The sequence below is a fragment of the Streptomyces radicis genome (genome assembly GCF_003626575.1).
Lineage (GTDB): Bacteria > Actinomycetota > Actinomycetes > Streptomycetales > Streptomycetaceae > Streptomyces > Streptomyces radicis.
Genome location: NZ_RBDY01000006.1, coordinates 71613 through 97319 on the forward strand (window position 1 = coordinate 71613; position 25707 = coordinate 97319).

A 25707-nucleotide genomic window follows, 5' to 3' on the forward strand; every position below is an offset into this window, starting at 1 on the left:
CCCCGGTGTGACAGCCTGAGGGGAGAGCTCCACAGGCTCCTGGACGAGGTGCGCCGTACCCAGCCATGACAAGACGGCGCGAGGAGCTGTGTGATGGCCTGGGTCGTTCTTGTGGTCTCCGGCGTGCTTGAGGCGGTGTGGGCGACGGCGCTCGGGAGGTCGGACGGGCTGAGCCGCCCGGTGCCGACCGCCGTCTTCGTCGTCGGTCTCGTGCTGAGCATGTCGGGGCTCGGCTATGCGCTGCGCACCCTGCCGGTGGGCACCGGCTATGCCGTCTGGGTCGGCATCGGCGCGGTGCTCACGGCGGCGTACGGCATGGCGTTCGGCGGTGAGTCGGTCACGCCGCTCCGGGTGCTGCTGCTCGCGGGCATCGTGGGGTGCGTGATCGGGCTGAAGCTCGCCCACTGAGCGGGCGGCCGCGGGCCAACGGCTGTCCGCGGCGGACGACTGTCGGCGGCGGACGACTGTCGGCGGCCGCGGCGCCGGGCGCACCCCTGTGTCGGCTCGTCAGAAGCCTCGGGTGCGCTTGGCGCCGCGGCGGCCTATCGGGGTGGTGAGCCCCGGGGTCTTGATGAACAGCCGCGCGGTCTCGCTGCCGAGATTGACCCCGACGGCGATGGCCAGGGCGAGGGTGATGGCGCTCAGGAGGTTCTCGAGGCCGGTGTTGACATCGCCCTGGGCGAAGCCGAGCAGGCCGAGGTAGACCGCGCTGCCGGGGAGCAACGGGCCGATGGCGGCGGTGACATACGGCAGCGACGACGTGAACCGGTAACGCGACTGGAGCTGCCCGAACAGTCCCACCATCCCCGCGCCCACCGCCGTCGCCGCGAACGGCGACAGCCCCGCCGTGTCGTGCATCGCCCCGTAGATGAGCCAGGCGATCCCGCCGTTGACCGTGGCGGGGAGAACGGTGTTCCTCGCCTGCTGGAGCAGGACGCAGAACGTCAGGGAGAGCAGCAGGGCCGCGGCCAGCTGGATCCCTGGGCGGACGGCGCGGTCGACCACGTCGGGGTCGAGCCGCACGCCGGACGTCTCGCCGATGTAGAGGACGCCGAGGACCCCGCAGACGATGCCGACGCTGAGGTAGACCACCTCGAGGAGGCGGGCCGAGGCGGTCAGGTAGTAGCCGGTGAGGCCGTCCTGGACCCCGGCGACCAGGGCCCGCCCCGGGATCAGCGCGAACAGCCCACCGGTGATCATCGCGGCGGCCTGCACCTCCTCGCCGCCGGAGGAGTGGAGCGCGGCCCAGGCCACCCCGACCGCGGCCGGTGGCATCGCCGCGACCACGAACTGGTAGAACTCCGGCAGCGCCCTGCTCGCCGCCAGCCAGGCCAGGCGGTCGCCGGCCATGGCGCCGAGGGCGGCGAGCAGGAACACCTGCCAGCCGCCGCCGACCAGCGTGCTGGCCGCGCCGGCGAGCAGCCCGGCGGCAACGGTCAGCTGCCACTTGGTGAACGGGTGCCGGTTCCGCCGGATGGTCGCCAGCCGCCCGTACGCCTCCTCCAGCGTGACCTCGCCGGAGGAGATGTCGTCCACCAGCTGGAACACCGAGGCCAGCCGCGTGTAGTCGGTGCCGCGGCGGCGGACCGTCCGGCTGAGCGAGACCGGCGGGTCCACCAGCGACGGCTGGTGGGTGATCGAGATCAGCGTGAACGTGACCGTCGCCTCGCACCGGTCCAGGCCGTAGGCGTGGGTGACGCCGAACATGGCCGCCTCCACGTCCTCGGCCCCCTCGCCCCCGGCGAGCAGCAGCTCGCCGATGCGGAGCGTGAGGTCGAGCACCCTGGGCACGGCGGGGGCGGTCTCGTCGTCCCCGCCGCGCGCGACCCGCTCGGGCGCGGGCCGCTCGGCCAGCGGCAGCCGGACCATGCTGCGCATGCGGTCCTGCCAGGGTGCCGTCTTGGCCCAGGCGACCGCCGGGATGCCCTGAGCCGGGGTGAACTCGTTGTGTGGCTCGGTGCGGGGGGCGACGGTCAGGCCCTCGGGTATCGCGAACTCGGAGGTCGGGTGGTCGGGGTCGGACGAGGGAAGCTCCAGCCCTCGGGGAACGGCGAACCCCGAGGTGGTCTCCTGATCCGTCGGCTCCTGACCGCCCGGCCGTGTGATCTCGCCGGCCACGTGTGATGCGCTCCTCGCTCAGGACGTCCAGGGCCATCAGCCCTATGGCCCCTTTGCGAGGATAGGATGATCCTCCTTATCTCCCCCAAAACGTTGGTGCCCCGCAGCCGTGAGACTGGTCACCGCCCGGTCTGCCGCGCGGCATTGGCCAGGACGGCCTCGCGGAGATAGGCGGCCAGCCCAGGCCGTCCTCCTTCGACGCCCGCCCGATAGCGCTCGTCGGAGACGAACAGCTCCGCGATACCGACATGGACCTCGTAGGGGCAGTCGTAGGAGAAGCCGCAGATCTGGCGGCGATGCTCCTCGGCCAGGTCCATCGCGGCGGGCGAGCCGGGCGCCGCGCCGGACTCCATCGCGGCGACCCAGCGCCGGTTGAGGTCCTCGGCCGCCGCCTTGATCCGCTCCCGGTCCTCCTTTCCGTAACGCGCCGTCCTGCGCTGGGACTCGGCGAACGCCTCGGTCCCTCCCCAGCGCCGCTCGGCCTCCTCCGCGTGCTCGTCGGGGTCGAAGTCCCCGAACACCTCGAACTTCTCCTCCGGGGTGAGGTTGATGCCCAATCTCCGTGCCTCCATGGCTCGTTCGACGGCCGCGGCCATGCCGCGCAGCTTCTCGACGCGGGCCGTCAGCAGCCCGTGCTGGCGCCGCAGGTGCTCCTGGGGATCCGCGTCGGGTCGTCCAGCAGCACGGCGATCTCCTCCAGGGGGAAGCCGAGCTCCCGGTAGAAGAGGATCTGCTGAAGCCGGTCGAGGTCGGCGTCCGTGTACCGCCGGTGGCCCGCGTGCGTGCGCTCGCTGGGCACCAGCAGCCCGATCTCGTCGTAGTGGTGCAGGGCACGCACCGTCACCCCGGCGACATCGGCGACCCGGCCGACCGCATGGCTCACGTCCGTCTCCTCGCTGTCCGATCACCACCGTCGTCCCTCACGTGGCGTGAGGAGCAAGTCGTGGAGCCGGATGCGTCAGGCGTCGCGGCTCCGCAGCGCCCCATATCCCCCGACGAGGGCCGCCAGGGACCAGACCAGCAGCACGGCCGAGGCCGCCGGAGGCCCATAGGGGTCCGCGTCGCCGGTCATCAGCACCGAGCCCGCCACCGACGGCAGCAGATCCGCGGCTCGGTCCAGCCACTCCATATCGCTGAGCTTCATCAACTGGGGCATCGGGATGAGCAGGAGCACCAGAGAGGTGATGGTCCCCGCCGCCCCGCGCAGCACGGTACCCAGGCCCAGGGCGATCATGGCCAGGGCCGCCACATACCCGGCGGTGCCCAGGGCCGCGGCCACGGCCTCGCCCGCGGTGAACGCGCCGAGCTCCCCCATCAGCGGCGCGGCGGTGGCCGTGCCGACCGCGCTCAGGAGCAGCCCGGCGCCGCCTATGACGGCCCCGAGCACCAGCGCCTTGCCCGCGAGCATCCTCCCGCGGATGGGCACGCTGTGCAGCGTGGAGCTGATGGATCCGCTGGAGTACTCGCCGGTGATGGCGAGGGCGGCCAGCGCGACCAGGGTGAGCTGGGCCAGCAGGACGGCCTCCGCGACGGCGTCGGGGGCGGCGTCGAAGGTGGATATGCCGTTCTCCGCGCTGGCCGTGGCGGATCCCCCGACGACGGCCGAGCCCAGCACGGTCAACGCCATGGTGGCCACCAGACTCCACGGCGTGCTCCGCAGGCTCCACAGCTTGGTCCACTCGAAGGCGAGTACGCCTTTCATTTCGCCTCTCTTTCGCCGTATTCGACGCTGGCCGCCGTCAACTCCATGTACGCCTGCTCGAGGGTGGCCCTCCGGGCGCTCAGCTCATACAGGGGGACGCCATGGCGAAATGCCAACTCGCCTATGTCGTCGAGCGATCCGCCCGTCACGAGGATTTCGCCCTCGCCCGGGGATTCCACGGTCATTCCCGCGTGGGTCAACCGCTCCCTCAGCTCGCTCGCCTTGGGGGAGCGGACCAGGACGGCGTTGCGTGAACTGCCGCCCAGGACCTCGCCGATGGGCGCGTCGGCTATCAGCCGCCCGCGGCCGATGACCACCAGGTGATCGGCGGTGTCCTGCATCTCGCTCATCAGATGGCTGGAGAGCAGGACCGTGCGGCCCTCGGCGGCCAGCGAGCGGATCAGCTCGCGGATCCAGCGGACGCCGTCAGGGTCGAGCCCGTTCACCGGCTCGTCAAGGAGCAGCACGCCAGGGTCCCCGAGCAGGGCGGCGGCGATGCCGAGTCGCTGCCGCATGCCCAGCGAGAAGGAGCCGACGCGCTTGCGCGCCACCGATGTCAGGCCCACCAGCTCCAGGACCGCGTCGACCCGGCGGGCGGGGATGCCGTCGCTGCGCGCGATGCCGAGCAGGTGGCTCCTGGCCGTCCGGCCCGGGTGGGCGGAGCGGGCCTCGAGCAGCGCGCCCACCTCCCTGAGGGGGTGGCGCAACGCGGCATAGGGTCGCCCGCCGATCAGCGCGCTGCCCGATGTGGGGGCGTCGAGGCCGGTGATCAGGCGCATCGTCGTGGATTTCCCCGCGCCATTGGGCCCGAGGAATCCCGTCACCCTGCCCGGCTCGATTTCCAGGGTGAGATCGGCCACCGCCGCTTTCTCCCCATACCTCTTGGTGAGGCCATCCAGAACAATCACGGGTCCCACGCTAGGGATCGCGGGGGCGGTCCACATCTGGTCGATCGGCAGGGAAAGACCTTACTTTCGTCAGTTCCGGGGGCTGTTGGCGCGTTGCTAGCGTTGCGGGAATGAAGCGCTGGATGTCCCGGCCCCCTTTTCGGGCCTTCTTCGCCCCGAGCGGCAGCAGCCTGTTGACGGTCGCGGCCGCGATGAGCCTGCTGCGGCAGGTTGAGGGTCCCGACTATCAGGCGCTGGCCCTCACGACGGTCGTGATCAGCGTGTTGGCCGGGCGCCGCACGGGCGAGCTGCGGCACGCCCAGTACATCTTCGTGGCCCTGGTGGCGGCGGGGGTGCTGGTGTCCCTCTTCTCCGGAGGTCTCACCGGCTGGGTCAACGTCCTGATCATCCAGTTCGGGACGGTGCTCGGGCCCTGGTGGGTGGGGAGTTGGTGGCGCCAGCGGGCTGAGCTGGTGCAGGCGGGCTGGGAGCGCGCGGCCAGGCTCCAGCGCGAGAAGGACATGGCGGCCGAGCAGGCGCGCCTGAGGGAGCGGGCCCGCATCGCCCAGGACATGCACGACTCGCTCGGGCACGAGCTGAGCCTGATGGCGTTGGTGGCCGGGGGACTTGAGCTGTCGCCCGATCTCGGGGAGTCCCATCGGGCCACGGCGGCGCGGCTGCGGGCCGGGGCCGTGGCTGCCACCGAGCGGCTGCACGAGATCATCGGCCTGCTCGGGGAGCGCCCCGAGGAGTCGTCGGCCGGGACGGCGGACGACGACATCGCGGGCCTGGTGGAGCGGGCGCGGAAGTCGGGCGTGCGGGTGGAGTTGGAGCGGCGCGGCGCGCTGGAGGACCCGGACGCGGGGGCGACATGGTCGGCGACGACCCGGCACGCGGCACGACGGGTGGTGCAGGAGTCCCTGACCAACGCCGTCAAGCACGCGCCGGGCGGGGACATAGTGGTCCTGGTGGAGCGCACGGCGGACGAGGCGGTGATCACCGTGACCAATGGGCCTCCACCACCGCCCGAGGTGGGAGCGGCGGCACCGGCCGCGCCGGTCAGCGGGAGCGGGACGGGGCTGATCAGCCTGGACGAGCGGATACGCCTGGCGGGCGGCAGCCTGCGTGCCGGGCCACGCGAGGAGGGCTTCGAGGTGGTCGCCCGGCTGCCACGGGTGCCACCCCCGGCGCGGCCGGAGCGGGAGAAGGCGCCGTCCGCCGAGCCAGGGCCGCCGGAGGAGTTGCGCTCGGCCAGGAAGCGGGCGCGCCGCCACCTGCTGCGGGCCTCGACGCTGCCGGTGGGGATGATCGTGGCCCTGGTGGGTGTCCTGCTCGTCCTCTATGCGCTGACCGTGGAGGCCACGTCGCTTGAGCCCGCCGACTACGAGCGGATGCGACTGGGGCAGCCCAGGGGCGAGTTGGCCGAGATGCTCACCGACGGGGTGGACCGGCCTTCGCCGCTGCTGCTGGAGCCGCCGATCCAGGAGGGCGCCGACTGCGAGTACTACCGCGCCGATGACAACATCTTCGATCTGTCGGACACGATGTACCGGCTCTGCTTCGACGAGAGGGGGCAGCTGGTCTCCAAGGACACGCTCCACCGGAAGTAGGGGCCAGGGACGCACGGGAGGAGATCGCGATGGCGGAGCGGCTGCGGGTGCTGATCGCGGACGACGAGCCGATGATCCGGGTCGGGGTGCGGGGCATCCTGGCGTCGGACGACGGGGTCGAGGTGGTGGCCGAGGCGGCCGACGGCCGGGAGGCCGTCGAGCTGGCCCGGGCGCACCGGCCGGATGTGGCGCTGCTCGACATCCGGATGCCGGGCACGGACGGGCTGACGGCGCTGGACGAGATACGGGCGGTGGTCCCGGACACGGCGGTGATCATGCTCACCACGTTCGGGCAGGACGAGTACATCGCCCGGGCCCTGGACGGGGGCGCGGCGGGGTTCCTGCTCAAGGCGTCGGATCCACGGGAGTTGCTCGCGGGGGTCCATGCCGTGGCGGGCGGGGCGGCCTGTCTCTCACCGCGCGTGGCGCGCCGGGTCATCAGCGAGCTGCGGGCCGGCGCGGGGGTGCGGGGGCGGCGCGCCATGGAGCTGACGGCGGCGCTCAGCGATCGGGAGCGCGCGGTGCTGGCCATGATGGGCGAGGGCCTGTCCAACGCGGAGATCGCTCGCCGCCTGTACCTGGTGGAGGGCACGGTGAAGAGCTATGTGAGCACGGTTCTGAGCAGGCTTCATGTGCGGAACCGAGTACAGGCGGCGATCATCGCCTACGAGGCGGGGTTGGTCCGCGGCGGGGAGGGGACGTGAGCGGGGTCAGGAGCCCAGCCGCGCATAGCGGTGGAGGGCCAGCGGGACGAAGATCGCGAGCAGGAGCAGGGGCGAGGCCGCCGCCAGGGCGATCGTGTGGTCGGCCGCCCATGTCCCGCTCTCCCAGCCGGGGTTGCCGAAGAGCTCGCGGACCGCTCCCGCGGTGGCGGACATGGGGTTCCAGTCGGCCATCGCACCCATCCAGTCCGGCATGGTGTCCGGGGAGGTGAAGGCGTTGGACATGAAGGCGACCGGCCAGACCAGGATCTGGACGGCCTGGACCATCTCCGGCTTGCGGGCGACCAGTCCGAGGTAGATGGCGACCCACAGCATGGCGAAGCGCAGCAGGAGCAGCAGCCCGATGGTGGCCAGGGCCTCGGTCGCGGTGCCGTTCCACCGCCAGCCGATGGCCCAGCCGGCGCCCAGCATGACCAGCAGGCCCACCGCGGAGTTGATCATGTCGAGCAGGCTGCGGCCGACAAGCACCGATGAGGGGGCGATGGGCATGGAGCGGAAGCGGTCAAGGACGCCGCGCTCGATGTCCTGGGTGATCGCGACCATGGTCGCCTCCAGGCCGAAGGCCATGGTCAGGGCGAGCATGCCGGGGACGAGGAAGTCGGTGTAGTCGCCGCCGCCCTCGACGGCCATGCCGCCGCCGATGAAGTAGGCGAACATGACCATCATCATCACCGGGAAGAGCAGCCCGACGACCATGGTGCCGGGCTGGCGGCCCCAGTGGGCCACTCCCCTGCGGGTCATGGTGACCGCGTCGGCAACGGCCCGCTGGCCGCGGCCGAGGGGGACGGTTCGGGTGCTCATACCGTCGCCTTCCGCTGGTCGCCGGTCGGGTGGTCGCCGATCAGGTGGAGGAAGACCTCGTCGAGGGTGGGACGGCGGACCGCGATGTCCTCCGCGTCGATCCCGGCGGCGGCCAGCCCCTGGACCGTGGCGGTCAGGGCGGCCATCCGGTCGGTGACCGTGGCGCTGACCAGGCGGCGGTCGGGGTCGGTCGTCACCGCGTCGGTGCCCGAGGCACCGGTCAGGGTGGTCACGGCGTCATTCAGCCGGTGGGCGTCGCGGACCACGACGTCGACGCGGTCGGCGCCGACGGTGGCCTTCAGCTCGTCGGGAGTCCCCTCGGCGATGCGGCGGCCGCCGTCGATCAGGGAGATCCGGTCGGCGAGTTGGTCGGCCTCCTCCAGGTACTGGGTGGTGAGCAGCACGGTGGTGCCCGCGTCGGCGAGGGAGCGCACGGCGTTCCACACCTCGGTACGGCCGCGGGGGTCGAGGCCGGTGGTCGGCTCGTCCAGGAAGAGGATCTCGGGCGCCATGATCAGGCTGGCCGCCAGGTCGAGCCTGCGGCGCATGCCGCCGCTGTAGTGGCGGACGGCCTTGGTGCCGGTGTCGGCCAGGTCGAACCGTTCGAGCAGCTCGGCCGCGCGGCGGGCGGCGCCGGGGCCGCCGAGGTGGTAGAGGCGGCCGAAGAGCTCGAGGTTCTGGCGGCCGCTCAGCTCCTCGTCGAGCGCGGCGTGCTGGCCGAGCAGCCCGATGCGGTAGCGGATCCGGTCGGGCTCGGCCGTCACGTCGTACCCCGCCACCTCGGCCCGCCCCGCGGTGGGCCGCAGCAGCGTGGTGAGGATCCGGACGGCGGTGGTCTTGCCCGCGCCGTTGGGCCCGAGGACGCCATGGACCGTGCCGCGCGGGACGAGCAGGTCGAGGCCGTCCAACGCGGGCTTGGCCGCCTTGCCCGTGCCATAGGTCTTGCGGAGATCGTCGGCGAGGATCGCCGCGGATCGTTTGCGTTCTTCGCGGATGTGCACCCGTCCTCCTTCGGTCTGGGTCGGGAGGGTCGCCACCCAGCCCCACTAGTCAAGTTTGACCAATCAAGCGCCCTGGGAGGCTACTCCACCGCCCCTTGCTAGTCAAACTTGATTACCATCGCGGTGAGAGACTGCTTCTCCGGACAGCTGAGGACGAGGAAGAAGAGGCGACGGCGGATGTCGGTCATGCGGCTGCTGGTTCTCGGCGCGGTGCGTCAGCACGGCCGGGCGCACGGCTACCAGGTGCGGAACGACCTGGAGTTCTGGGGCGCCCATCAGTGGTCGACGGCGAAACCGGGCTCGATCTACCACGCCCTGAAGCAGATGGCCAAGCAGGGCCTGCTGCTGGCCCACGAGACCGCGCCCAGCACGGTCGGCGGCCCGCCGCGCACGGAGTACGAGCTGACCGACGCGGGCGAGGAGACGTATCTGGAGCTGTTGCGGGAGTCGTTGCGCGCCCATGACCAGCGGATCGACGTGCTGACGACGGGGGTGGGGTTCATCGTGGACCTCCCCCGCGAGGAGGCCGTCGCGCTGCTCAAGGAGCGGGTCGCCGCGCTCGACGGCTGGCGCGAGGAGGTGCGGCGCCACTGGACCCCGCAATCCACGCCCGCCGAGTGGGGCCACATCGGCGAGATCATGCGGCTCTGGATCCACAACTCGGAGAGCAGCGCCGAGTGGACCCGGGGCCTGATCGAGCGCCTCGAGGGTGGCGCCTATGTGATGGCGGGCGAGGGCGAGCGCAGCGTGGAGGTGCTGCCGGAGGGGATGGAGAACCCCTTCGGCTAACGGGCCGGACCCGCGGGCCTCAACGCCGCTGGCGGATCTCCCGGATCAGCCCCCGGCTCTCGTCGCGCCCCAGCGCGGTCGAGCCGAGCCGGTCGAGCACGACCTGGTACGCCGCGACCTCCTCGCGCTTGTCCAGGTACAGCGCCCCGGTCAGCTGCTCGACATAGACGAGGTCGGGCAGCTCCCGCTCGGCGAAGCGCAGCAGCGTGAACGCCCCGGACTCGGCGACGTGCCCGCCCTTGCTGAAGGGAACGACCTGGAGCGTGATGTTGGGGTGCTCGGAGAACTCCAGGAGCACACGCAGCTGTTCGTCCATCACATGCGGCCCGCCGAACGGCCTGCGCAGCGCGGCCTCGTCGAGGACGCAGTGCAGATGGGGGGCGTTCTCCGCGACGAGCAGCTTCTGCCGCCCCAGCCGCAGCGCGATCCGCCGGTCCACCTCGGCCCTGGACAGATGGCCCTTGTGCCCGGAGACGACCACGGCGTGCGCGTAGTCCTCGGTCTGGAGCAGCCCGTGCACGAACTGCAACTCGTAGGTCCCGATCCGCTCCGCCGCCGCCTCGAGCCCGACATAGGTCTGGAACCAGCTCGGCAGGACGTCGCTGTAGCTGTGCCACCAGCCCGCGCGCCCCGAGGAACGAGCGAGGCCGAGCAGTGGTTCGCGCTCGGCCTCGTCGGTCACTCCGTAGAGAGTCAGCAGATCAGCCACGTCCCGCGGCTTGAAGCTGACCCTCCCGAGCTCCATTCTGCTGATCTTCGATTCGGAGGCCCGGATCGAGTACCCGGCTTCCTCCCTTGTCACCCCGCACGCCTCGCGCAGCCTCCGCAGCTGCGTGCCGAGCAGGATCCGGCGCACCATGGATCCGCTGGCCTGCTCACCGCCGGTGACGTTGGTGTCCGCTCCCCCCGCCATCCGCTGAGTACTCATGCGCTCCTCTGCTTCCCACGACTGCCGGAGCGAAGTCTGCCACGTCAGTGCTTCATTGGGTGCCCGCATGATTACAGTCGATCAAATTTTTTCGTGCACGTGCATCTTCCCTTGCATTTGCCGTAAGCCTTGGGAAGCATGAGTTCTACGCGCCGCGAACCGGCGCGGCAGTACGCCTCCGTCCGCACCAGCCGGACGGGGACGGGGTACGGGGGTTGGCACAGGGTCAGCCCACCGTTGACAGGAGTGCCGCCGCAACGCCAGGAGTGCCGCGCCATGGGGACCAAAGGAACGCCCATGCTCGACTCATTAGGGCATCAGTCCCCTCCCGTGGACCTTCGGACCCTGTCAGGCACCGCGACGCTCGGCCTCGCGCCGCGCCCCGAATCGGTGCGCCGCGCCCGCGACTTCACCCGGAGCACGTTGCACGGGTGGCGGCTGCCCGAGCAGTTCGACGCGGTGGCGCTCGTGGTCTCCGAGCTGGTGACCAACGCCGTGCGGCACGGCGTCGGCGTGCGGCCCACGACGTTCGACGAGGAAGGGCACGCGTATGACGGCGGCGAGCGCAGCGCCGTCGAGCTGGAGCTGATGCGTTGCTCGGGGCGGCTCATCTGCGCCGTCCAGGACCCGAGCGCGGCCGCGCCGCGCGTCGGCGAGATGGACGGGGTGGCCGAGTCGGGCCGCGGGCTGCACCTCGTGGAGTGCTTCAGCGACGGCTGGGGCTGGCGCGCCCTGGCGGGCGAGCGGCGCGGCAAGGTGGTCTGGGCGGTGTTCAGAACGGGCGCCTGAGCCCGGCGCCGCGGGACCACGCCTCATCGCGGGACCACGCCGTCGCCGCGGGGCCCGTCAGCCGATCAAGTGGTCGAACTCCCCGTCCTTCACTCCCCGCAGCAACGCCTCGAGCTCGGCCGAGGTGTATACAAGCGCGGGCCCCTCGGGGAAGCGAGAGTTCCGCATGGCCACGTCGCCACTGGGGAGCTTGGCGAACTCGGCGCAGGTCCCTTGTGAGTTGCTGTGGCTACTCTTCAACCACACCACATCCCGGAGCTTGTGTGCGGCGATGCCGTTGTACGCGTCGGGCACTGGTCTCTCCCGGTCGTGCGAAGTGGTGCAAACAGGCCCCATGATCACCATCGGGCCCAACTATCCCTGAGCATAACCTCGTTCACTTGCATATGCACGGGACAATGCACGTGCACGACACGCCGTCGCCGACCTGTCACACGTCGTCCAGGCCACCCTTGAGACGGCCGGGGCTGAATTCGGGTTCCCTCGCGACCGCGAATGGCGCGATTCGTTCGCAATCGGCCATCTCGCCGTTCGCAACCGGCCATCCCCGCGCCCGTTTCCGCCCCCTCCGACCGTTCAGGGCACGGGGTCGAGCAGCTCGTCGAACGCCGAGGCCAGCCGCCGCCAGGCCGCCCGCCCCGCCGCGTACTCACTCCCGGTGAGCAGGCAGGACGCCAACACCCCGCGCAGCGCGCCCCGGTCGAGCCCGGGCCCGGTGAAGACCAGATGCTGCGCGCGGTCGCCGTGGACGGGGTCCCAGTCGAGCGCGGCCGCCGCCCGGCGCACCGGGGGCACCATCTCCCAGGCCGCGTCCGGCAGCGCGGCCAGCCAGGGCCCGGCGTTGTCGACGCAGAGCGCGCCGCCCGCCGCGTCCCACGACAGGAGCGTGTCGGGCCGGTTGGCGAGCCAGAAGCGGCCGCGGCTGCGCGGCGCCGCGCACGTCAGCTCCTCGAGCGCCGCATAGAGCCGCGCCGGGTGGAACGGCCGCCGATGCCGCCACACCAGCGTCCCGACGTCGTGCTCCTGCGCCTCCTGCGGCAGCAGCGCGCTGGCCGGGTGCTGCCTGGCCGCCGCGTCCACCACGTCGAACCCGCCGAGCGCGAGCCGCGGGAACGCGCCCGAGCCGATCGGCACCCGGTGCGCCGTCGGGTGCAGCTGCGCGAGCAGCGCCCTGTCCTGCTCGTCGCCGGGGAGCCCGCCGTCCTCCACGTCCGCGAGCGCGAGCACCGTGGCGTACTCGAGCTGCCGCGCCCAGGTGTCCGCGACCGTGCGCCGGTCGGTCGCCGCGATGGCGAGGCCGCCGTCGGCCAGGTCGTCGCCGCACCCCAGATAGGCCCCGACCAGCCCGGGATCCACCGCGGTCACCACCCCGGAGAGCCGCAGCCGCCCGTCGCCGTGCGCGATGATCACCTCGGCCATCGACCGCGGCTCCACCGAGTCCCACAGCTCGACGACGGCCAGCGCGCACACCCCGCCATCCGCGAGCCGCAGCAGCTCGGGCACCAGGTCGGCGCGCAGGGCGCAGCACGCGCAGTCGTTGACCAACGGGGTGGTGCGGCTGCCGAGCACCGCGTCCATGTCACGCACGGTGCTCGTGACCGTGTGCCGCGCGGCGCCCGACAGGTCGTGGTGCAGCGCGACGCTGCCGGGCAGCGCCCGCAGCAGCCGGTCGACCGCGGCGCCGCGGGCGTCCGCGTGGAGCCCGCCGACGAGCACGACGGGCAGGGCGGCGGACGACCCGGTCGGGCCCATCAGCGCTCCTCGCGCTTGCCGTAACGGCGCTCGAAACGCTCCACACGCCCCGCGGTGTCAAGCACGCGCGTGGTGCCGGTGTAGAAGGCGTGGCTCGCCGAGGAGATCTCGACGTCGACGACGGGGTAGGTGTTGCCGTCCTCCCACTCGATCGTCCGGTCGCTCGTCGCGGTCGACCGGGTGAGGAAGGCGAAGCCGGCGGCCCGGTCCCTGAAGACGACCGGCCGGTAGTCGGGGTGGATTCCCTTCTTCATCGTCCACGCTCTCCTCTCACGCCGTCTCTCGCGGCGGTCCGCGAAGCTCCCAACGGTCGCCTCCGAGTACCCGCTGCTCGCGGGCCCTCCCGTCACGACCGGGAGCACTGTCGGGAGCCACTGTACCGAAACGGAAACCATTTTCATCAAGAGCGCCGAACGGGCCACCCCTCCCGGTCACCAGCCCCCGGTCACCCTGAGCGGCGCGCCTCGTCGCCCGCGTCGAGGAGCCGCAGCAGCAGCGCGTTCAACGTCTCGCGCTCCGCCGCGTCCAGCGGCGCGAGGAACCGTTCCTGCGACGCGAGCGCGATCGGGCGCAACTCCGCGAGCAGGGCGGCCCCCTTGGGCGTGAGGGTGACGCGGTGGCGGCGCCGGTCGTCAGGGTCGCGGGTGCGCACGGCCAGCCCGGCGCGCTCCACCCGGTCGACGCGGCCCACGAGATGGCTCTTGTCGACGTCCAACGCGGCCGCGAGCCGCTGCTGCGACATCGGCCCGAAGTCCTCGAGCGCGGTGAGGATCGCGTGGTGCGTGGGCAGCAACCCCCGTGAGTCCAGGGCGTCTTCGAGCAGTCGGCGGCCGAAGCGCGCCACCTGGGACGTCAGATAGGAGGGGAGGGCGAGCAGCGAGGGAGGCCGCGGGCCGATGTCGGGCATGGCCGGAACAGTAGCGGAGCAACACCGTTGCGACTGGCCACAGTTGGCGAGCGCACCGTTGGCCATGGCGAAGCGACGTTCGCAAGGGCCCCCGGCGTGGCGGTGCGCGTGCCGGGTGGGGGGCCGTGTCACGACCCTGACACGGTGGGGTCGCGAAGCCTGCTGTCGCCCGTTCGGCCGCGCTACCCTGACGCCGTCAAGGGCCCCCAGGGGGACCGTTCGGACGTACGGGCTGAGGGACGATGCGACGGATTCGGACCACACTGGCCACCTGCCTGACCCTGGCGGCGCTCACCGCGGGAGCGGTGGGCTGTTCCTCGGACGACGAAGGGGAGCCCGCGGAGATCGAGGGAACGGCCGACGCGGCCGACCCCGCGGGCGAGGACGGCGGCGACGCGGAGGCCGAGGCGGAGCTGACCGAGCTGTACGGCCGTTACTGGGACGCCCTGATCGAGCTCGAGAACAGCACCGAGTTGGACAACACGGTCTTCGACGGCATCGCCACCACGGGTGTGGTGGAGACCGAGGTGGGCCGGGTAAGTGCCTTCAAGGACAACGACATCCACCGTCAGGGGGAGCCGGTGATCGACCATGTCACGGTCGCGGTCGACGGCGACACGGCCCGCGTCGAGTCCTGCAAGAACGAAGCCGGTTGGGTCTTCATCGCCAACGGTGAGGAGGACCCCTCGCTGCTGCCCGAGGAGTTGACCAGGCCCAGCCCGTTCGGCGTCGCCGCCGAGCGGACCGAGAACGGCTGGCTGATCAACCAGGTGCTGCACACCGACGAGACGACGATCTCATGCTGAGACGCATGGGCGTCGCCCCGTTGTTCCTGGCCCTGCTGTCGGCGGGGCTTGTCGCGTTGGGGGCCTCGCCCGCCGCCGCCGAGACGCCGCAGTGTGTCAGCACCGGTCCGACCGGCCAGGTCATCATCATCGACTGCGAGGACGGCGGCGGCGGTGGGGACGGGGACGACGGGGCCGGGGGCGGGTCGGGGCCGCAGTGCGACCTCAGCAGCGTCGCGGGGTTCGGCAAGCCGGACGCCAGCCGCTGGTGCGAGGGCGTCAACGCCTGCTGGGCCAACATCCCCTCCTCCATCTACCCCGACCCCGAGGACTGGCCCGAGGGCCAGCCTGACCCCGACGCCGTCTACATCTACAAGGAGTGCCGGGACCCTTCGGGCACCATCGTGGTCTCCGATTGGACCTGGCACATCCCCGAAGGGCCGTCGCTCGAGGAGCTGGCGCGGCAGGCGTACGGGATGCTCGCGCCGCCGGACTTCAGCCTGGCGTTCAGCCCGCCCGAGCAGGCGGTCATCTTCATCGACACCTGGTGGTGGGCCGCGGGCGCGGGCGGCGAGATCGTCGGCACCTCGGCGCTCGGCGTGCAGGCGGTGGGCGAGCCCAGCCATCTCGAGGTGGACCCGGGCGACGGCAGCGGCGCGATGACGTGCCCGTTCGTGACGTCCGAGAGCGACGCGTGCGCGCACACCTACGAGCGCGCGGCGGACGACCCCGGCTATCCGTCCCGCGCGCGGATCGTCTACGACGTGCACTATGAGCAGAACGGGAACGCGCTGGAGTTCCCCGGCCTGCCGGATTCCCTGGAGAGCCCGTGGACCGAGACCGCCGTGCCCGTCGTGGAGTCGCAGGCCGTCGTGGTGCGCTGAGCGGCCGGACGCGGCTGGCGGCGGGCCTGCTGCTGGCCGCGCCGGTGGCCGCGCTCGCGGCGGGCTGCACGGTCGAGTCCGAGCCGAACGGCAGGGACCCCGATGAGGTCGGGGTCTCGCCGTTCACCGGGGAGCGCGCCGAGTCGGGGCCCGTGCTGGCCGTCAAGGTGGACAACGCGCCGCAGGCCAGGCCGCACACGGGCCTCGACGCGGCCGACCTCATTTATGTGGAGCCGGTCGAGGCCGGGTTGAGCCGCCTGGTCGCGATCTACTCGAGCACCCTGCCGGAGCGCGTGGGGCCGGTGCGCAGCGCGCGCGAGACGGACCTGGAGCTGCTGCGGCAGTTCGGCGAGCCCGCGTTGGCGTTCTCGGGGGCGCAACGGGCGCTGCTGCCGGAGATCGACGACGCGCGGCTGTTCCCGCGGACGCCCGATGACGCGCCGGAGGCGTTCACCCGGGACGGACAACGCCCCGCGCCGCACAACCTGTTCGTCGACCCGGCCGCCCTGCTCGGGACCGCGCCCGACGCGAGCGGGGCCGGGGACATCGGCCTCAGGTTCGGCCGGGCCCCGGAGGGCGGCACGCCCGAGGACGCGCACTCCGTGTCGTACCCGAGCGCGTCGTTCACCTTCACCTGGGAGGCCGACGCGGGCCGTTGGCGGGTCTCGATGGACGGCGAGAAGACCGACCTGGCGCCCGCGACCGTCGTGGTGCAGGAGGTCGAGGTCACCGCGTCCGACCTGCACGACAGCAACGGCAACGCGTCGCCGTTCACCGAGACCGTCGGGCAGGGGGAGGCGACCGTGCTGCGCGACGGGCGGGCGTTCGAGGCCGAGTGGGACCGGGATCACCGGGACGAGGGAACGGAGTTCACGACGCCGGACGGGGATCAGCTGCCGTTCGCCGAGGGTCAGGTGTGGGTGGTGTACACCGCGCCCCTCTCAGCCCTGGGGTGATCACCGCGACCACCACGAGCGAGGCCGCCGCCATGACGCCCATCGCGCGGGCGGGGGTGAGCAGCCCGGCGACCGCCCCGGCCAGCGTCGCGCCCACGGCCTGCGTCGCCATCATCCCCGAGGTGTGCAGCCCGAACGCCTGGCCGCGGATGTCGGGCGGGGTGTGGGCGACCAGCAGCTCGGTGAGGACGAGCGAGGCGCTGTAGCCGCAGCACGCGAGGGCCGCCACCGCGGCGGCCACCGGGAGCGGCGGCCCTTCGCCCGGCGCGAACAGCAGGAACGGCGCGGCGAGCAGCACCTGCGCGGGTATCAGCAGCCGCTGCCGCAGGCGGGGCGTGGCCAGGCGGCCCATCGCCATGTCCCCGGCGAGCATGCCGAGCGCCGCCGCCATCAGCAGCACCCCTGCCGCGTCCCCGGCGTACGGGACGAAGAGCGCCTCGCAGCCGACGATCAGGCCGTTGGGCACCCAGAGCCCGGCGTAGATCCAGCGGCGCGAAGGGGACGCCCACAGGCGCCGGTTGACGCGCCACGTCTCGCGCGCCGAGGGGCGGCCCGCCGCGGCCGGGGGTCTGTCGGCGAGGCGGAGCCGCGCGGTGACGGCGGCGACGGCGAAGAGCCCGGCGGCGATCAGCAGCGCGCCGCGCGCGGAGACCAGCACGACGAGGGCGCCGCCGAGGGCGAAGCCGCCGATCTGGGTGAGCCCGGACGCCATGGTGAGGAGGGAGCGCCCCAGCACATGGGCGTCATCGGGCAGTATCCGCAGCAGTAGGCCCCAACGAACGCCGCTCTGCACGGAGTTGACCAGCCCCAACGCCAGGACGACGGTCAGTGCGCCGCCCACGGGCAGCCAGGGGAGCGCCAGGACGAGCGCTCCGGCGGCGAACAGCGCGCCCGTCACCCACATCGCGGTGCGCGGGCGCAGCCGGTCGGCGGCGGACAGGAGCGTGAACGCCCCGACGACGTGCGCGAACGAGGCGCCGAACATGCTGACCGCGGCCAGCAGCGGCGATCCGGTGGCGTCGTGGACGAGGGTGGCGAGGGCGAGGCCCTGGACGGTCATGGCGGCGATCTGGGCGCCGACGGTGGCGAAGAGCGCGGCGAACTCGGCGTGCGCGAAGAGCGCGCGGTAGCTGGGCATGCCGGGAGTGTGGGCGGGCCCCGGGCGCGGGCGTTAGCTTTTCGGCTGGAGACGAAAGCAGGAGACAACGGGGGGCGCGGTGGGGGTGTGGGTCATCGGGGCGGATGTCCTGGCGAACGGCCGCTTCGCGGTCTCGCCGCTCGCGGAGACGGTCTCGGCGCTGATCTCCCTCGCGGGCGGCGGGGCGCGCCCCGGGCGTGAACGGTGGCTCGCCGAGCACAGGCCCGCGTTCCGTGGGCTGCTGGCGCGTGACCCGTTCGCGGCGTCGTTCGTCCGGGTCGCGCTGCGCCCGCACTGGATCCCCGACTACCTGGTGACGCCGCCGCTGCCAGGGGACAGGACGTTCGACGACGAGCTGCGCCGGGTGCGGGCCACACCCGCGGCGACGGCGCTCGCCGACCTCGGGGAGAACGCGCGGACGCCCGTGCCCGCCGCCCTGCGGGTGCCCGACCTGCCGGAGCGCACGGCGGAGCTGCTCGCCTGGGTGTGGACGCACACGGTGCGGCCCGGGTGGCCGCGTCGGCGGCGGCTGTTCGAGGCGGACATCGTCTCGCGCACGGCCGCGCTGAGCGCCGGTGGCTGGGCCGCGGCCCTCGACGTGCTGCGGCCCGGGATGCGCTGGCTGGGCGACGGGCGGCTGCGGATCAACGCCCATCCCCATCCGCCGCGCGAGCTGACCGGCGCGCGACTGCTGTTCATCCCGACCACGGGCGAGCGCGGCTGGGTCGGCTGGGACGAGCCGCACCGGTACGCGGTGATCTACCCGTGCGCGGGGCTGCTGGCCGGTGACGCGCCCGCCGCCGAGCCGCCCGCGGCGCTGCGCGCGCTGATCGGCCCGGTCAGGGCCGCGGTGCTCGCGCGGCTCGCCGAGCCGCGCTCCCCCACCCAGCTGGCGGCGCTCACGGGGCACGCGCTCGGCTCGGTGGGCGGCCACCTCAGGGTGCTGCGCGAGGCGGGCCTGGTCACCCGGCGCCGCGCGGGCCGCCTCGTCCTCTATTCGAGGACCGACCTGGGCGACCGGCTCGCCGCCGCCCGATCTTGACTTCAAGGAAACTTGAAGTTCTAAGCTGCCCGACATGAGCATGGAGATGACCGCCTGGAACGAGCTCTACAACGCCCGGCACGCCAAGGACGACCAACGGCCGTTCTCGCGGGAGACCTTCCGCCGCATCGGCGCGTTCGCGCGCCCTCACCGGGCCTCGCTCGTGGCGTTCCTGCTGCTCAGCACCGTGACCGCGCTGCTCGCCGTCGCCACCCCCGTGCTCGCGGGGCGCGTGGTCGACGCCATCGGCGAGGGCGCGGCCGAGTCCACGGTCGTCCGTATCGCGCTGCTGATCGCGGCGATCGCGGTCCTCGAGGCGGGCATCGGGCTGCTGGCCCGCTGGCTGTCCGCGCGCATCGGCGAGGGCCTGATCCTCGACCTGCGCACGGCCGTCTACGACCATGTGCAGCGCATGCCGGTGGCGTTCTTCACCAGGACCAGGACCGGCGCCCTGGTCAGCCGCCTGAACTCCGATGTCATCGGCGCCCAGCGCGCGTTCAGCGACACGCTCTCGGGGGTGCTCGGCAACGTCGTGATGCTGCTGCTCTCGCTGGCCGTGATGCTCTCGATCAGCTGGCGGATCACGCTGCTCGCCCTCGTGCTCCTGCCGGTGTTCGTGCTCCCCGCGCGCCGCATGGGCGCCAGGCTCGCGCGCCTTTCGCGCGAGGCGGCCAACCACAACGCCGTCATGTCCGCCCAGATGACCGAGCGCTTCTCCGCGCCCGGCGCCACCCTGGTCAAGCTGTACGGGCGGCCCGCGGACGAGTCCAGGGAGTTCGCGGCGCGGGCCGGGCGCGTGCGGGACATCGGGATCCGCACCGCGATGCTCCAGATGGTGTTCGTCACCGCGCTCACCCTCGTCTCCGCCCTCGCGCTCGCGCTGGTCTACGGGCTCGGCGGCTTCTACGCGCTGCGCGGCGGCCTCGAACCCGGCGCGGTCGTCTCCCTCGCGATGCTGCTGACGCGCCTCTACGCCCCGCTGACGTCGCTGGCCAGCGCCCGGGTCGAGGTGATGAGCGCGCTGGTCAGCTTCCAGCGGGTGTTCGAGGTGCTCGACCTGAAGCCGCTCATCGAGGAGCGCGCGGGCGCCCGCGCGGTGCCCGACGGGCCGGTCTCCGTCGAGTTCGACGGCGTCGACTTCGCCTATCCGGCCGCCGACCGCGTCTCGCTCGCCTCCCTCGAGGAGGTCGCCACGCTGGACACGCGCGGCGGCGACCAGGTGCTGCACGGCGTCAGCTTCCGCGCCGAGCCGGGGCAGCTGGTCGCGCTCGTCGGCTCGTCGGGCGCGGGCAAGTCCACGATCGCGCAGCTGGCCCCTCGCCTCTACGACGCGGACGCGGGCGCGGTGCGGATCGGCGGCGTCGACGTGCGCGACCTGACGGGCGACTCGTTGCGCGCCACGCTCGGCATGGTCACCCAGGACGGCCACCTCTTCCACGACACGGTCCGCGCCAACCTGCTGCTGGCCCGCCCCGGCGCCGACGACGCCGAGCTGTGGGACGCGCTGCGCCGCGCCCGCCTCGACACGCTGGTCGCGGCGCTGCCCGACGGGCTCGACACGGTCGTCGGCGAGCGCGGCTACCGGCTCTCGGGCGGCGAACGCCAGCGGCTCACGATCGCCCGCCTGCTGCTGGCCCGGCCCCGGGTGGTGATCCTGGACGAGGCGACCGCGCACCTGGACGCCACGTCGGAGGCGGCCGTTCAGGAGGCGCTCGCCGAGGCCCTGGCCGGGCGCACCTCCGTGGTCATCGCGCACCGGCTGTCCACGGTGCGGGCGGCGGACCAGATCCTGGTCGTCGAGGGCGGCCGGATCGTCGAACGCGGCACACACGACACGCTGTTGGCGGCGGGCGGGCGGTACGAGGAGCTGCACAGGACACAGTTCGACGCGGGTCTCGACGCGGGCGGGGACGAGGACCCGGACGGGAGCCCGGGCGGGGGCCGGGTCCACGGCGGCGAACCGGCCGTCGCGCCCGTGGGCTGACGGGCCCTCGCCCGGTCGGCGCACTTCAGCGGGCGGCGCGCGGACCGGGCACACAACATGATCGGTATGACCCTCACCCTTGATCATCTGCGCCGCTGCACCGTGGCCGCCGACCTCGGCGCGGCGCGTACACGCGTCTATCTCAAACAGACCGGGCTGATCGTGGACGAGCCGTCCGTCGTGGCCGTGAACATCAAGACCGGCGCGCTCATCGCCGTCGGCACCCCGGCGGAGCGCATGGCGGGCCGCACCCCCGCCACCATCAAGGTGGTCCGCCCGGTCAACGGCGGCACCGTCGTGGACATCGAGATGGCGCAACGCATGCTGCGCGCCATGGTGGGCGCCAAGCTGCGCCGGGCCTGGCGCTTCCGGCCGATGCTGCGCGCCGCGGTCTGCGTCCCGCACGACGCGGACCCGCTGGCGCGGCGGGCGGCGTTGGAGACCATGATCGGCCTGGGCGCGCGCCGCGTCGAGCTGGTGGACAGCCTCATCACCGCTGGGGTGGGCTGCGGCCTCCCGGTCGAGGAGCCGGAGGCCACCATGATCGTGCAGGTGGGCGCGGCGACCACGGAGATCGCGGTGCTCTCGCTCGGCTCGATCGTGGCCGCCGACAAGGTGGCCATGGGCGGCGAGACGATCGACCGCGCGCTGGTCCAGCACCTGCGCAACCGCCACGAGATGCTGCTGCCGAGCCAGGCCGTCCGCCCGCTGCACCGGGCGCTCACCGGCGCCGTTCCGCACATGACCGAGGTGGCGGGGCGCGACGTGGCCACGGGGCTCGCCCGCACGGTCAAGGTGGACCCCGAGGAGCTGCGGGCCGCCGCCCAGCCGCCGGTCACCGGGCTGCTCGACGCGATCCGCGCCGTGCTGCACCGCTGCCCGCCCGACCTGGTGGCCGACCTCGCCGACCGCGGCGTGATGCTCACCGGCGGCGCGGCCGAGCTTCCCGGGCTCGACGTGATGATCCGCGACAACACCGGGATGCCCGTCAACATCGCCGAGGAGCCGGGGCTCTGCGCGGTCCAGGGACTCGGCGCGCTGATCGAGGGCAACGGGCGCCTCTCCCGGCGCGGCAGGCGCGCCGCGCGCCGGGGGCGCCGCCGGGCCGCGGCGGCGGGCGCCGCCGTCGAGCCGCGCGCCTCGGAAGCGGCCGAGCCGACGGTCGAGCCGCTGCCCGATCCCCTGGGCGACCAGCCGCTGGGGGCGTCCCTCGGGGACCGGGGCGGCGACCGGCTCGGTGACCGGCTGGACGACCGGCTCGACGATCAGCTCGGCGACGGGGAGAAGGCCCCGCTGTGACGCGACGCCACCCCTGATCCGGCCTGCCGGTCCGGACTCCTGATCCGGCCCGCCGGTCCGATCGGCCGAGGCCCACGGACCGCCCGCGCGTACGATGCGGGACTGTGAACGCGCCCGCGCCCCGACGGCACCCGCCGCCGGGGCGCGCGCCCGAGTGGCCCGTGGTGGCCGCGGTCGCGGCGGGGGGCGCGCTGGGCAGCGCGGGGCGCTACGGCGCGTACCTGCTGTGGCCCACGCGGGAGGGCGGCGCGGGCTTCCCGTGGACCACCCTGGGCATCAACGTCGTCGGCTGCGCCCTCATCGGCGTGCTCCTCGTGCTGGTCACCGAGGCGCACCGGGGGACGCACCGGCTGGTGCGGCCGTTCCTCGGGACGGGCGTGCTCGGGGGGTTCACCACGTTCTCGACGTACACGCAGGACGCCGAACACCTGCTGCGCGCCGGCCGGGTCGCGGTCGCCGCCGGGTACCTGGCCGCGACGCTGCTCGCCGCGCTGCTCGCGACCTGGCTCGCCGCGGCCGCCACGCGCGCGGCGTCGGGGGTGGCGCGGTGACGGGCTGGCTCCTCGTGGTCGCGGGCGGCGCGGTCGGCGCGGTGCTGCGATATCTGACCGACCGCGCGGTGCGCGCCCGCCTTGGCGAGCGTTTCCCCTGGGGCACGTGGCTCGTCAACGTCGTGGGCTGCGCGTTCATCGGGCTGCTGGCCGGCGTCGCGGCCGAGGCGCGGCTGCTGCTCGCGACGGGACTGTGCGGGGCGTTGACGACGTACTCGACGTTCGCGTGGGAGACCGTCGCGCTGGCCGGGCGCGGCGCGCGGTGGCCCGCCGCCGGGTACGCGGTCGGCAGCGTGCTCACGGGCCTGGCCGCGACCGTCGCGGGGGCGGCCATGGCGCGCGGGTGGTGGGCCTGAACGGGCCACGCGCGGCCGCTCGTTCCGGCTACGCGATCCGGGTCAGGTACGACGTGCCGCACCCGTCGCACTCGCCGGTGGCCTCCGGCTGGGCCCACGCCACCTCACGCGTGTAGGTGGCGCTCGCCCCGTCCGCGTCGACGACGATCGTGGCCGCGACCTCGCCGAGCGGCGGGCCGCACATGTCCTCGGCGTTATGGAGCGGCACGGTGCCGGTGTAGTGCCCGCCGCCGCCCGTGAACTCGAGCACATAGGTGCCGCCGCACTCGGGGTCGGGCGTCTCCGACCGGTAGGTGCCGGGCGATGTCTCGACGAACTCCATCCCCCCGCCGTCGTCGGCGATCCACACCCCGGCGAGGTCCGTGGTCCACGCCTCGGGCTCCTCGGTCTCCACGATCTCCTCGGGTACGGGGTCGCCGAGCCCTTCGGACGTGCCGCCGTCCCAGCCGCCGTCGTCCCAGGTCGGCGTGTCGCTCGGGAACCCGCTGTCCGACGCGGCGTCCGACGACGACCTCCCGTCCTCGTCGGAGACGTTGCTGATGGCGAAGCCCAGGCCGACGACGAGGGCGCAGCCGACGAGCAGGGAGGCGAACGACGCGCCCACGGCGCTCGTGGTCGCCCCCGCACCCGCGGTGGCCGCCGCGCCTCCGGAGGCCGCGGCGCCGCCCGAAGACGCCGCCGCGCCGCCCGACGAGGCCGAGGCCCCGCCGCCCCAGGCCCCTGACGACTGCATCGCGGCGACGCTCTCGCCGCTCCCTGGCGGCGGCAGCGCGCCGCCGGTCAGCCCGGCGTCGCCCGGCGGGCCGCCCCATGCGGCCTCACCGCCCGGCGCCTGCGGGGCGGCGGCTCCCCCGCCGTCGCCGGGCGGGCCGCCCCACCCGCTCTCGCCGCCCGGGACATCGGGCGCGTCGGACACGTCGGGCGGCTCGGGCGGCTCGGGCGGCTCGGGCGGCTCGGGCGCGTCGGGTGTCGACGAGGCGCCGGGACCGGCCGGTTCGAAGCCGTTGTCCCGCATGTAGCCGTCGACGTCGAGGTCACGCTGCGGCTCGGGGACGGGACCTTCGGGCGCGCCGCCGCCCGCGCCGCCGCCCGCGCCGCCGCCCGCCGTGACGGTGGCGTCGCCGCCGCCGGTGCCCACCTCGTATCCGAGCCACGCCGACTGGGCGAGCAGCGCCGCGTACACCACGCGCCTGCCGATCAGCAGCGCCCGGATCGCCTCCTCGTGGAGGAAGAACGCCTCGGCCCCGCGGTCGCCCGCGGCGCGGGACGCGACCCAGCCGCGCCCGAGCAGCCGCCCCCAGACCCCGAACCGCAGCGAACGCGCCAGCCCCGGCGACGTCGCCCGTGCCAGCCGCACCGCGAGGTCGGGGTGCCCTGCCGCCTCGGCGAGCGCCGCGGCCCGCTCCAGCGCCCGGCCGTGCGCGGCCAGCTCCCCCGGCGTGGTCGTCCGCAGCGACGCCCACGCGGTGAAGTGGCCGCACAGCCGCTCGGCCGGGAACGGGCCGGGGAACCGCCGCCGCAGCACCGGCACCGTGTCGGCGACCGCGGCGCAGCCGTGCTCCCCCGCCAGCGCGAGACCCAGCGCCACCAGGCGGTCGCACACCTCGTCGGGCGCGGCCACGCGCGCCAGCTCCCCGAGGTGCCGGGGCGCCACCTCGGCGTCGTCGAGCGTGGCCAGCACGTGCAGCACCCCCATCGCCGCCGGGTCGGCCGCCAGTTGGTCGAGCAGCATCGGCAGCAGCTCCGCGACCTCGGCGGGGCGCGGCAGCCGCCCCCCGCGCGCCGGGTCCGAGCGCGCCAGCGCCGCCGCCCGCACCAGCGGCAGCGGCATGCCGTCGGCGGCCCGCCACAGGGCGACGGCCGCGGCGCGTCCGCCCTCGGGCAGCGCGCCGCCCAGCTCCCTGGTCAGCAGCTCGAGCCCGGCGTCCCGCCCGAGGCCGCCGAGCCGCAACGCCGTGCCCTCGCTCCACAGCGACCGCTCGGCGCACGCGAGGACGAACGTCGCGGCGGGGGCCGCGTCCAGCAGCTCGAGCAGGTGGTCGGGCGTCAGGTCGGCGTCGTCCACATAGACGGTCACCCGCACATCGGCCATGAGCCGCCGCAGCTCGGTCCTGGTCGGCGCGTACCCGGGGGCCTCGTAGCACGCCTCGAACACCTCCTGGGCGAGGTCGCCCGCGGCGCGCCGTGCCCCGCTCAGGAACACCACCCCGCCGGACCCCGGCGGCAGCGTGCGCGCCAGGTGCCGCAGCAGCGTCGTCCTGCCGGTCCCCCGCGGCCCCCACAGCTGCACGGGCCCCCCGCCGCGCACCGCGTCCGCGAGCACCCGCGTCACATCCCCGCGCCCCAGCGGCTCGTTGACGCGGCGCGGCAGCAGCGCGACGCGTTCCCTGCGCCGGGGGCGGGGGCGTTCGGGGCCCATGACCACGGTCACCCGCGAGCCGTTGTCGGCGTCGACGATCACGTTGTGATCGCCCGCGACCACGGGCCCGTTGGCGTCGCCGCCGATGCCGATCCGGCGCGTCGAGCGCGGCCCTTCCGGCGGTGCGGCGGTCCCGTCCGCGTCCGGCATGGCTCCCCCTGGCGTCCCTGAGACGGCTGCGACGCGGCCACGCTAGTGACCCGCCGGTGCCGGGAAACCGTCCTACGACTGTTTTCCCCCGATCCTTCACGTACCGGCCCCCGGTCACCCGCCCCCGTCACCGGCCC

24 protein-coding genes, 2 pseudogenes and 1 riboswitch are annotated in these 25707 nt (G+C 73.7%); of the genes and pseudogenes, 13 read left to right on the forward strand and 13 right to left on the reverse strand.

Annotated elements, in window-relative coordinates:
- Positions 1–19: 19 nt before the first annotated feature.
- Positions 20–83: riboswitch (guanidine-III (ykkC-III) riboswitch) on the forward strand.
- Positions 84–93: 10 nt separating this feature from the next.
- Complete coding sequence (locus D7318_RS11055) at positions 94–408, forward strand: DMT family transporter (protein ID WP_120696758.1); 315 nt, start codon at positions 94–96, stop codon at positions 406–408.
- 99 nt (positions 409–507) lie between these two features.
- Here D7318_RS11055 and D7318_RS11060 read toward each other — a convergent pair whose 3' ends face one another.
- The 4 genes and pseudogenes from D7318_RS11060 to D7318_RS11075 all read right to left on the reverse strand — a co-directional run bounded on the left by D7318_RS11060 (position 508) and on the right by D7318_RS11075 (position 4728).
- Positions 508–2118: a threonine/serine exporter family protein gene (locus D7318_RS11060; protein WP_120696759.1), complete on the reverse strand. Its 1611-nt coding sequence runs from the start codon at positions 2116–2118 to the stop codon at positions 508–510.
- A 119-nt stretch (positions 2119–2237) separates the two neighbouring features.
- Positions 2238–3001 (reverse strand): annotated as a pseudogene (locus D7318_RS11065) (MerR family transcriptional regulator).
- Between the two features lie 75 nt (positions 3002–3076).
- Entirely contained in the window at positions 3077–3820 is a 744-nt protein-coding gene (locus tag D7318_RS11070) for an ABC transporter (RefSeq protein WP_120696760.1), read from the reverse strand.
- The gene (locus tag D7318_RS11075) at positions 3817–4728 is read right to left on the reverse strand and encodes an ABC transporter ATP-binding protein (protein WP_120696917.1); all 912 of its coding nucleotides are present in this window, start codon (positions 4726–4728) and stop codon (positions 3817–3819) included. The genes D7318_RS11070 and D7318_RS11075 overlap by 4 nt, the downstream gene beginning before the upstream one ends.
- Positions 4729–4838: 110 nt before the next feature.
- On the opposite strand from D7318_RS11075, the gene D7318_RS11080 reads away from it, so the two are divergent.
- Both D7318_RS11080 and D7318_RS11085 read left to right on the forward strand, forming a co-directional pair.
- Positions 4839–6317 (forward strand): sensor histidine kinase, encoded by a 1479-nt coding sequence (locus D7318_RS11080; protein ID WP_120696761.1) that lies wholly within the window; start codon positions 4839–4841, stop codon positions 6315–6317.
- Positions 6318–6346: 29 nt separating this feature from the next.
- Positions 6347–7021: a response regulator gene (locus tag D7318_RS11085; protein ID WP_120696762.1), complete on the forward strand. Its 675-nt coding sequence runs from the start codon at positions 6347–6349 to the stop codon at positions 7019–7021.
- 6 nt (positions 7022–7027) lie between these two features.
- Here the strand turns inward: D7318_RS11085 and D7318_RS11090 are convergent, their stop codons facing one another.
- Both D7318_RS11090 and D7318_RS11095 read right to left on the reverse strand, forming a co-directional pair.
- The gene (locus D7318_RS11090) at positions 7028–7840 is read right to left on the reverse strand and encodes an ABC transporter permease (protein ID WP_120696763.1); all 813 of its coding nucleotides are present in this window, start codon (positions 7838–7840) and stop codon (positions 7028–7030) included.
- On the reverse strand, positions 7837–8841 hold the full coding sequence (locus tag D7318_RS11095) for an ATP-binding cassette domain-containing protein (protein ID WP_329604567.1): 1005 nt from the start codon (positions 8839–8841) through the stop codon (positions 7837–7839). Before D7318_RS11095 ends, D7318_RS11090 begins: the two co-directional genes overlap by 4 nt.
- A gap of 177 nt (positions 8842–9018) precedes the next feature.
- Here D7318_RS11095 and D7318_RS11100 point away from each other — a divergent pair, with 177 nt between their 5' ends.
- A complete protein-coding gene (locus tag D7318_RS11100; RefSeq protein WP_120696764.1) occupies positions 9019–9630 on the forward strand; it encodes a PadR family transcriptional regulator in 612 nt (203 codons plus the stop codon).
- 19 nt (positions 9631–9649) lie between these two features.
- Here D7318_RS11100 and D7318_RS11105 read toward each other — a convergent pair whose 3' ends face one another.
- Positions 9650–10489 carry a helix-turn-helix domain-containing protein gene (locus D7318_RS11105; protein ID WP_120696919.1) on the reverse strand — a complete coding sequence of 280 codons (840 nt, stop codon included), beginning with the start codon at positions 10487–10489 and terminating at the stop codon, positions 9650–9652.
- 399 nt (positions 10490–10888) lie between these two features.
- On the opposite strand from D7318_RS11105, the gene D7318_RS11110 reads away from it, so the two are divergent.
- Positions 10889–11347: an ATP-binding protein gene (locus tag D7318_RS11110; RefSeq protein ID WP_408055472.1), complete on the forward strand. Its 459-nt coding sequence runs from the start codon at positions 10889–10891 to the stop codon at positions 11345–11347.
- A 57-nt stretch (positions 11348–11404) separates the two neighbouring features.
- On the opposite strand, the gene D7318_RS11115 is transcribed toward D7318_RS11110, so the two are convergent.
- From D7318_RS11115 to D7318_RS11130, 4 genes are all read right to left on the reverse strand, one after another.
- Positions 11405–11641, reverse strand: a complete 237-nt coding sequence (locus tag D7318_RS11115; RefSeq protein ID WP_113685674.1) for a DUF397 domain-containing protein — start codon at positions 11639–11641, stop codon at positions 11405–11407.
- A gap of 282 nt (positions 11642–11923) precedes the next feature.
- Positions 11924–13099, reverse strand: a complete 1176-nt coding sequence (locus tag D7318_RS11120; protein ID WP_120696766.1) for a CobW family GTP-binding protein — start codon at positions 13097–13099, stop codon at positions 11924–11926.
- Positions 13099–13353, reverse strand: coding sequence for a type B 50S ribosomal protein L31 (locus D7318_RS11125; RefSeq protein ID WP_120696767.1), 255 nt, complete (start codon positions 13351–13353; stop codon positions 13099–13101). Before D7318_RS11125 ends, D7318_RS11120 begins: the two co-directional genes overlap by 1 nt.
- Positions 13354–13544: 191 nt before the next feature.
- Positions 13545–14006, reverse strand: a complete 462-nt coding sequence (locus tag D7318_RS11130) for a MarR family winged helix-turn-helix transcriptional regulator (protein ID WP_183091364.1) — start codon at positions 14004–14006, stop codon at positions 13545–13547.
- A gap of 242 nt (positions 14007–14248) precedes the next feature.
- Between D7318_RS11130 and D7318_RS11135 the strand changes: the two genes are divergently transcribed.
- The 3 genes from D7318_RS11135 to D7318_RS11145 are packed head-to-tail and all read left to right on the forward strand — an operon-like array spanning position 14249 to position 16631.
- Positions 14249–14812, forward strand: a complete 564-nt coding sequence (locus D7318_RS11135) for a hypothetical protein (RefSeq protein WP_120696768.1) — start codon at positions 14249–14251, stop codon at positions 14810–14812.
- Positions 14806–15675 carry a hypothetical protein gene (locus tag D7318_RS11140; RefSeq protein WP_183091365.1) on the forward strand — a complete coding sequence of 290 codons (870 nt, stop codon included), beginning with the start codon at positions 14806–14808 and terminating at the stop codon, positions 15673–15675. The genes D7318_RS11135 and D7318_RS11140 overlap by 7 nt, the downstream gene beginning before the upstream one ends.
- The gene (locus D7318_RS11145) at positions 15621–16631 is read left to right on the forward strand and encodes a DUF3048 domain-containing protein (protein ID WP_230423638.1); all 1011 of its coding nucleotides are present in this window, start codon (positions 15621–15623) and stop codon (positions 16629–16631) included. Before D7318_RS11140 ends, D7318_RS11145 begins: the two co-directional genes overlap by 55 nt.
- On the opposite strand, the gene D7318_RS11150 is transcribed toward D7318_RS11145, so the two are convergent.
- Positions 16546–17769 carry an MFS transporter gene (locus D7318_RS11150; RefSeq protein WP_183091366.1) on the reverse strand — a complete coding sequence of 408 codons (1224 nt, stop codon included), beginning with the start codon at positions 17767–17769 and terminating at the stop codon, positions 16546–16548. The two genes, D7318_RS11145 and D7318_RS11150, sit on opposite strands and share 86 nt — an antisense overlap.
- Positions 17770–17848: 79 nt before the next feature.
- Between D7318_RS11150 and D7318_RS11155 the strand changes: the two genes are divergently transcribed.
- From D7318_RS11155 to D7318_RS11175, 5 genes and pseudogenes are all read left to right on the forward strand, one after another.
- Entirely contained in the window at positions 17849–18811 is a 963-nt protein-coding gene (locus tag D7318_RS11155) for an ArsR/SmtB family transcription factor (RefSeq protein ID WP_120696770.1), read from the forward strand.
- 34 nt (positions 18812–18845) lie between these two features.
- Entirely contained in the window at positions 18846–20795 is a 1950-nt protein-coding gene (locus D7318_RS11160) for an ABC transporter ATP-binding protein (RefSeq protein WP_120696771.1), read from the forward strand.
- A gap of 66 nt (positions 20796–20861) precedes the next feature.
- Positions 20862–21845, forward strand: a pseudogene (locus D7318_RS11165) (rod shape-determining protein); the annotation flags it as partial.
- Between the two features lie 353 nt (positions 21846–22198).
- A complete protein-coding gene (locus tag D7318_RS11170) occupies positions 22199–22645 on the forward strand; it encodes a fluoride efflux transporter FluC (protein ID WP_120696772.1) in 447 nt (148 codons plus the stop codon).
- Complete coding sequence (locus tag D7318_RS11175; RefSeq protein ID WP_120696773.1) at positions 22642–23001, forward strand: fluoride efflux transporter FluC; 360 nt, start codon at positions 22642–22644, stop codon at positions 22999–23001. The genes D7318_RS11170 and D7318_RS11175 overlap by 4 nt, the downstream gene beginning before the upstream one ends.
- Before the next feature lie 28 nt (positions 23002–23029).
- Here D7318_RS11175 and D7318_RS11180 read toward each other — a convergent pair whose 3' ends face one another.
- On the reverse strand, positions 23030–25570 hold the full coding sequence (locus D7318_RS11180) for an ATP-binding protein (protein ID WP_120696774.1): 2541 nt from the start codon (positions 25568–25570) through the stop codon (positions 23030–23032).
- Positions 25571–25707 lie beyond the last annotated feature (137 nt).

Bases quoted from the DNA above. Each gene is read 5' to 3' on its own strand.
- D7318_RS11055 (WP_120696758.1), top strand. From the start codon at position 94: ATGGCCTGGGTCGTTCTTGTGGTCTCCGGCGTGCTTGAGGCGGTGTGG.
- D7318_RS11070 (WP_120696760.1), bottom strand. From the start codon at position 3,820: ATGAAAGGCGTACTCGCCTTCGAGTGGACCAAGCTGTGGAGCCTGCGG.
- D7318_RS11080 (WP_120696761.1), top strand. From the start codon at position 4,839: ATGAAGCGCTGGATGTCCCGGCCCCCTTTTCGGGCCTTCTTCGCCCCG.
- D7318_RS11085 (WP_120696762.1), top strand. From the start codon at position 6,347: ATGGCGGAGCGGCTGCGGGTGCTGATCGCGGACGACGAGCCGATGATC.
- D7318_RS11090 (WP_120696763.1), bottom strand. From the start codon at position 7,840: ATGAGCACCCGAACCGTCCCCCTCGGCCGCGGCCAGCGGGCCGTTGCC.
- D7318_RS11100 (WP_120696764.1), top strand. From the start codon at position 9,019: ATGTCGGTCATGCGGCTGCTGGTTCTCGGCGCGGTGCGTCAGCACGGC.
- D7318_RS11105 (WP_120696919.1), bottom strand. From the start codon at position 10,489: ATGGTGCGCCGGATCCTGCTCGGCACGCAGCTGCGGAGGCTGCGCGAG.
- D7318_RS11120 (WP_120696766.1), bottom strand. From the start codon at position 13,099: ATGGGCCCGACCGGGTCGTCCGCCGCCCTGCCCGTCGTGCTCGTCGGC.
- D7318_RS11125 (WP_120696767.1), bottom strand. From the start codon at position 13,353: ATGAAGAAGGGAATCCACCCCGACTACCGGCCGGTCGTCTTCAGGGAC.
- D7318_RS11130 (WP_183091364.1), bottom strand. From the start codon at position 14,006: ATGCCCGACATCGGCCCGCGGCCTCCCTCGCTGCTCGCCCTCCCCTCC.
- D7318_RS11135 (WP_120696768.1), top strand. From the start codon at position 14,249: ATGCGACGGATTCGGACCACACTGGCCACCTGCCTGACCCTGGCGGCG.
- D7318_RS11140 (WP_183091365.1), top strand. From the start codon at position 14,806: ATGCTGAGACGCATGGGCGTCGCCCCGTTGTTCCTGGCCCTGCTGTCG.
- D7318_RS11150 (WP_183091366.1), bottom strand. From the start codon at position 17,769: ATGCCCAGCTACCGCGCGCTCTTCGCGCACGCCGAGTTCGCCGCGCTC.
- D7318_RS11160 (WP_120696771.1), top strand. From the start codon at position 18,846: ATGAGCATGGAGATGACCGCCTGGAACGAGCTCTACAACGCCCGGCAC.
- D7318_RS11180 (WP_120696774.1), bottom strand. From the start codon at position 25,570: ATGCCGGACGCGGACGGGACCGCCGCACCGCCGGAAGGGCCGCGCTCG.